At 64.0% G+C, this 541-nt stretch carries 1 protein-coding gene; it reads right to left on the bottom strand.

Annotated elements, in window-relative coordinates; genetic code table 11:
* Nucleotides 1–299 precede the first annotated feature (299 nt).
* Nucleotides 300–541, bottom strand: a 242-nt coding sequence (locus AM629_RS24930) for a hypothetical protein (protein WP_235525596.1), incomplete at its 5' end; no start/stop codon positions are given.

The following is a 541-nucleotide window of genomic DNA, read 5'->3' as shown; positions in this document are numbered from 1 at the left end:
TGCAAAATCCCACCGCCGCAGTCGCCGCCGTCCCTGGCGGCTCCGGTGTTAACATCGACCTTAAGCCGTTGCCGGTCAGGCCGTCAGGGTCAACGGCCCTGAAAGCAGGCCAGCGAGCTGGCCGCGGTTTATTGCCCCCGCCCAACCCTGCTGCACTGGCTGCGTCCGGCTCGCAGTCGCAGGCGCCTTGCTCGTTCCCGTACTCGCCATCTCCGCCCCGTCCGCCCCCGCGAGCGGGGGCTCCCCGCTGAACCCCGTCGATAAGCAGGCTTCGCCAGCCCGCACCCGGCCAACCCGCGTCAGCGGCGCAGACAAGCTGCCCCGCCACCACGGGTTCCTGATAAAACCCGGTTCTGGCAGGCAAAGCAGGCCGAAACCCGGCACTGACATCGGGGAAAAAGTGAGCTAACATCGACAAAGTGCCCGTCGGGGCGAGTTGGAATGCACTTTAACAAAGCGGGGAAAAACGGCAGAAAAAAAGCTGCTAAATCAGGGGGAAAAGTCCGCCCAGCGATATGATGACACCAGTATCCGCCAGACG

This window comes from Photorhabdus heterorhabditis (assembly GCF_001280945.1).
Classification (GTDB): domain Bacteria; phylum Pseudomonadota; class Gammaproteobacteria; order Enterobacterales; family Enterobacteriaceae; genus Photorhabdus; species Photorhabdus heterorhabditis.
The sequence above is the reverse complement of the archived record's forward strand: the minus strand, read 5'-3'. Positions and strand labels throughout refer to the sequence as shown.